The 5,437-nt window shown below is 37.4% G+C and carries 5 protein-coding genes and 1 tRNA gene; 2 read left to right on the plus strand and 4 right to left on the minus strand.

From position 1 onward, the window contains the following. Both AMDU4_RS10760 and AMDU4_RS10765 read right to left on the minus strand, forming a co-directional pair. Positions 1-634 (minus strand): class I SAM-dependent methyltransferase (locus AMDU4_RS10760; protein WP_021787999.1); only part of this gene is annotated, 634 nt, incomplete at its 3' end. A gap of 213 nt (positions 635-847) precedes the next feature. Continuing rightward, a tRNA-Leu gene (locus AMDU4_RS10765) sits at positions 848-931 on the minus strand. Positions 932-1,003: 72 nt separating this feature from the next. Here AMDU4_RS10765 and AMDU4_RS10770 point away from each other — a divergent pair. After that, complete coding sequence (locus AMDU4_RS10770; RefSeq protein ID WP_021788000.1) at positions 1,004-1,579, plus strand: isochorismatase family protein; 576 nt, start codon at positions 1,004-1,006, stop codon at positions 1,577-1,579. Positions 1,580-1,631: 52 nt separating this feature from the next. After that, positions 1,632-3,605, plus strand: coding sequence for an acetate--CoA ligase family protein (locus AMDU4_RS10775; protein ID WP_021788001.1), 1,974 nt, complete (start codon positions 1,632-1,634; stop codon positions 3,603-3,605). A 2-nt stretch (positions 3,606-3,607) separates the two neighbouring features. On the opposite strand, the gene AMDU4_RS10780 is transcribed toward AMDU4_RS10775, so the two are convergent. Both AMDU4_RS10780 and AMDU4_RS10785 read right to left on the minus strand, forming a co-directional pair. Then, positions 3,608-4,453: a UbiA-like polyprenyltransferase gene (locus AMDU4_RS10780; protein ID WP_021788002.1), complete on the minus strand. Its 846-nt coding sequence runs from the start codon at positions 4,451-4,453 to the stop codon at positions 3,608-3,610. Between the two features lie 479 nt (positions 4,454-4,932). Next, positions 4,933-5,437, minus strand: a 505-nt coding sequence (locus AMDU4_RS10785) for a hypothetical protein (RefSeq protein ID WP_021788004.1), incomplete at its 5' end; no start/stop codon positions are given.

Genomic DNA, 5,437 nt, shown 5'->3' on the forward strand with positions numbered 1-5,437 from the left:
CCTCAGGAGAATCTTCCTTTACAGGATAAAGCCACTCTTCAAACGTCATCCTCCTGCTGTAAACCCTGTATTTTATATCGCCGAATCCTGCATGGGAAAGTATATGCCTCCATCCCTCCACAGATGCGGCATGCATATGTGAATGGTCTCTTATTCTTTCAAGGTTGTTCAGGTCATTTATAATGCTGTCAGGGACTGTCATATCGTCTATTCCAATTCTGCCATTTGCCCTTAAAACCCTGAATGCCTCACTTGCAAATTTATCCTTGTCTGCGAAATGGTGGGCGGCTCTTCTGCATGTAACAACATCAAATTTTTTATCTTCGAAGGGCATGGAGTCAACATATCCTTTTACAGTGATAACATTGTGTAAATCGTTTTCTTTTGCCAGTTTAGCTGTTTCTGACAGCATGTTATCTACCATATCAAGTGCATAAACTTTTGATATACTTTTAGCCATTTCAATGGCTGTAAATCCAGATCCTGTTGCTGCATCAAGCCCAATCATATCACCTCTGAGGGAAAGCATTTCCATAAGGATTTTCAGATCGTCATCCTTTGCGTGAGACTGGCTTTTAGCATAATTTTGGGAATTTTTAGAAAAGAACTCCTTGGTTTTGTCATATTCATCCATGCTAAAATATATCTAAGGTCTATATAATAATATTCAAGGAATGAGCATCAGATGCTATAGCACCTGAGAGTTATCGAGTAAATAGGATTAAAAAACTTGGTACAAGCATCAAACGGATAACTACTTCCAAATACTGATGTTAGTACGGTTAAAAGAAATCGCAACATTAGGGAAGTTATATTGAATTAAAATAAAATATAAAATTATATATTATGCGGAGAGTGGGATTTGAACCCACGAATCCCTACGGAAATGGACCCTAAATCCATCGCCTTTTCCTAGCTCGGCAATCTCCGCACCAACTGTATTATGGAACTTTATATATAATTTATTAAACAAATTAAAAATAGGAACCATTCATATTGAATCATGATTAAACCTGAAGACTCTCTTATAATACTTGTAAATTACAAACCTGAATTTTTCGCGCACAGTTTCAGTAAAATGGAATTTTTAATGGGTATGGATTACATGAATAATTTCAGGGCGAGGTTCAAAATTCCTGTAATGTTCACTGAAAGGGAACTGTATTATCCAATAGGAAACAAGGATGTACTGAATTTACGGAACCGGAAAGAGGAAAACAGAATGAAAAACATGCCTCCAGACTCTGAGTATGATAAGGGTTTTATGGAGGAGTTCAAAAATAAAATAGAGGTAAAAAACCCAGTAAAAACTGAAAAGGAAGATATATTCTATCACAGTACACTGGAGGACGAAATCAGCAAAACAGGAAGAAATACCATACTCCTCGGTGGATTCTTCACAGACAAGGACATATTCATAAGTTCAGCAAATGCAAATCTGAGGGAATTAAATACCCTAGTGGTATCTGACATTACATCAACATATTCTGAAAGGTTGTATTTCCAGAGCCTGGAAATGATAAGCCAGTTCGTGGATGTTATAGATACAAGGGATCTGGGAGAATACTTTCCATTATAATTACAGGCAGGAAATTAGGCAAACATTTTAAACCCACAATGTATAAGAGTTTATGCTTGAACAATTATTCAAACCAAAAAGTATTGCCGTAGTTGGCGCTTCATCTGATAGTCTCAAGGTTGGAAACATAATATTCAGGAATATCACATCATCATTTACCGGTAAAGTTTATCCAGTTAACAATAAAAATGCCAACATTGGCGGCTTTACTGCATACAAAAACCTTACAGAGATAAAGGAGCCGGTTGACCTGGTAGTTATAGTAGTCCCCAGGGATGCAGTACCTGGAGTTATGAAAGATGCAGCCGAAATAAAGGCAGGCGCTGCAATAATTATAACATCCGGATTCAAGGAAACGGATCAGCATGGTGCTGATCTTGAAGACCAGATCATGTCCATAGCAACAGAGAATAATATAAGGGTCCTCGGGCCGAATACCATCGGACTCATAACCCCTGATGTGAATGCAACCTTTGCCTTTGCTGATGTTAAAAGGGGAAAGGCTGCAATTGTTGCGCAGAGTGGCGGGCTTGGAGTATACATGCTGAATTGGGCACAGGAATCAAACGTTGGAATAAGCTATTTCATCAGTCTTGGAAATCAAGCAGATGTGGACGAAACCGATGCATTCCAGTTTCTTTCAGCCGATGTGGAAACAAGAGCAATCTTCTCATATATTGAGGGTGTCTCATCAGGGCAAAAGTTTCTTGCCACAATACCTGACGTTACAAAGAGAAAACCCATCATATTTCTGAAGGGCGGTATTGGCAAAACCGGTGCTGCTGCTGTAAAAACCCACACGGGAAGCGTTGCAGGTTCTATGGACATATTCCGTGCTGCAGTGCGGACAGTTGGAGGGATATTTGTTGACAATATAGAGGATATGCTGAATCTGGCAAAAATCGTTCTATCTGCGGAACCAGTATCCAATGATGTATTAATAATCACAAATTCGGGAGGTCATGGAGTACTGACAACAGATGCCATAGACAAGGAAGGCCTGAATGAAATAGAACTGCCGGAAAGGGTAAAGCATGATCTGCTCAGTGTGATACCCGAGCAGAGCACACCAAGAAATCCCATAGACCTTTCAGGGGATGCGGATTACGCAAGATACAACAGTGCCTTAGGCATGGTAAAGGATCTGGACTGCACAAAAATCGTCATAGTACAGTCATTGCCAATGCTCACATGTTCTGATGTTGCAAAGGCAATAGTAAATTACCGCGGCAAGGGAGTAATAGGTGTAACAATGGGTCTTGACCAGAACGCTGCCTCTAAACTGCTGGATTCAGTTTCAATACCTGCCTTTATATTCCCTGAGGACGCAGTACGCTCAATTAAATATATGGTAGACCGGCCCAATCCAATCAAAAAGATACGCACTGTAGAACCCATAAACCAGGCAAAGGATCTGGTCAGTGGGAAAAGCTATATTAAGGATTTCGAGGCAATGCAGTTAATGGATATATACGGAATAAGGACTCCGGCCTATGCAATTGCTGAAAGTGCCCAGGAGGCAAAGTCAAAATCTGATGCTATTGGATATCCCCTTGTAATGAAAATATCGCCTGACACTCCTGTCCATAAAACGGATGTGAAGGGGGTAATATTGAACGTTGAAAAGGATATGGTAGAGCAGGCGTTTAATGAACTTAACTATCCACGGACAATCATGCAGGCTCAGATAACCGGTGCGGAAATATTTGTGGGTGGAATAAAAGACCCTGTATTCGGCCCCTCCATAGTAGTTGGAATAGGCGGCATATATATGGAAGTAATAAAAAGCCTGAGCTACGGCATATGCCCTGTATCGGAGGATGAAGCATACCAGATGATAAAGGAAAGCAAAATACTGGGCATGCTTACATCAAGAAACCGGGATTACGATATAAACAGCACGGTTAGAACCATATCTAAAATATCCAATATGATCGTTGACCTTGATGTAAAGGAAATGGATATAAATCCACTGATGGTCAATGAAAAGGGAGCCTTCGCCGTTGATGTGAGAATAGTATTTTAAAATTATTTATAGAAAGATATTATCATTCCCACGAGGAATATAATTCCAATAAATGAATTGGCATTAAAGAACGACACCCTGATGGTCTTCAAATTGGAAGGATTTATTATAATGTGCTGATATATTATTAAACCTATGATGGGCACAAGAAGAATATCGTAATAAACATTTTTAACTATGAGAGCGATGCAAATAAAAAGAGCCATTGTAAATACATGGAAAAGGTTGGATATGGTAAGTCCACCTTTTAGCCCGAATTTAACATTCAGAGTTTTCAGGTTATTTTTTCTGTCATAATCCATATCTGGTATAGTGTATATTATGTCAAATCCTGCAATCCAGAAAGTAGATGCAAGAACGACAAGATATATTATGAGGGGTGGATATACTGGGGTTATTGCAAGGAAACCGCCCAGTACACCGAGCCCTATTGTAAATCCCATGAAGAGGTGGCGCCAACATGTGATTCTTTTCATGAGTGGATCGGCAATGAAGAATAATATTACTATAGGAGAAAGCTCAAAGACTGTCATGTTCAGGAAATATGTGGAAATCTCAAATAGGCCTATAAGTGACCCCGCTAGAATATATGCATCCCTCATTCTCATTCTTCCTGCTACCAGTGCCCAATCTTTTTTTCTCGGGTTGATTCTGTCATAGCGCAGCCCCAGTATCCTGTTTATGGACATACCTGCCCCTCTGGCGCTTGTGGCAGTAATGAGTATTATTATATATTTTAAAATATAATATGTACCCCCGGATGCTATTATAGCACCTGCATAAACAAATGGCAGGTCGAATACTGTATGCTCCAGCTTTATGAACTCTGTAATGTCTCTAACTTTCATTTACTGCCCGCATATTATAAAATGGTTAATTAATACTAGCTTTGTTTCTACGGGAAAAATATGGCAGGTAAATAATCATTGTTATGTTCTTTCTCATTGAAAACATAAGCTGCCTGCCGGTTTGTAATTCGGGTTCTAATTGCAGTTTACTGGGCTTATAAATAATAAAACTCTAATCTTCATTGAGGAGAGAAGACTAGATAAACAACTTGTATATTGATTTCTTATTTACAACCTCATAGCATTCTTTATTTACTATATCTTCAATAGAAAGCTCATAATTTGAAATCCTTTATAAAAATTAATGGCCTCGTTGTTTCCATTCCTTTTATCGTATATTATGTCTAATACGACATTTGTATCGAGTAAAGACAAAATCATTATAACACTCAAACCGGAGAAACACTCTTAGATTCGTTTAATAATTTTTCCACCTTTTTAGAAACTCTATGCATATTCGGAGAAATAAACGTATTTAATTAGCTCATTCTATCTATGATAATTTTTTCATTCAAAATGGGATTTTTATAAAAGTAGGCAAGTGTTACCGTACTGAAAACAGTTGACAGAATTTCAGCAGTTATTATAGTTCTATCCATATCGTGTTTCTGCGAATTTTTTATATTATTGGCCAGAAATTTATAAAGGTTAACATATAAATTAAAATAACTATAGAACGCATAATCAAGCTTCCTTAAATTTTGATTGGTTCTAAATTCCTTATGCATATCATCGCTTATTTTAATTGTTTTCTTTGCCATAGTATAATAATATTCTTCGTACAATGATTTCTTTTCCTTCCATTGTAATTTATTTATTCCATCTATAATAATTTGAAAATTGGAATCAATATTTTTGATTTCTTTTATAAAGTTTTTTTGTTCACTTTCAGTTATCTCAAAAACATCTATATTCTGATTAAAAATTTTGAGCAGGTATTCAGTTATTTTCTGAAAACCTTCCTGATTGTAATCAAAATATTCT

Source organism: Ferroplasma sp. Type II (assembly GCF_000496155.1).

Coding starts and splice junctions, on each gene's coding strand:
- AMDU4_RS10775 (WP_021788001.1), top strand. CDS start 1,632: ATGCTTGAACAATTATTCAAACCAAAAAGTATTGCCGTAGTTGGCGCT.
- AMDU4_RS10780 (WP_021788002.1), bottom strand. CDS start 4,453: ATGAAAGTTAGAGACATTACAGAGTTCATAAAGCTGGAGCATACAGTA.
- AMDU4_RS10770 (WP_021788000.1), top strand. CDS start 1,004: ATGATTAAACCTGAAGACTCTCTTATAATACTTGTAAATTACAAACCT.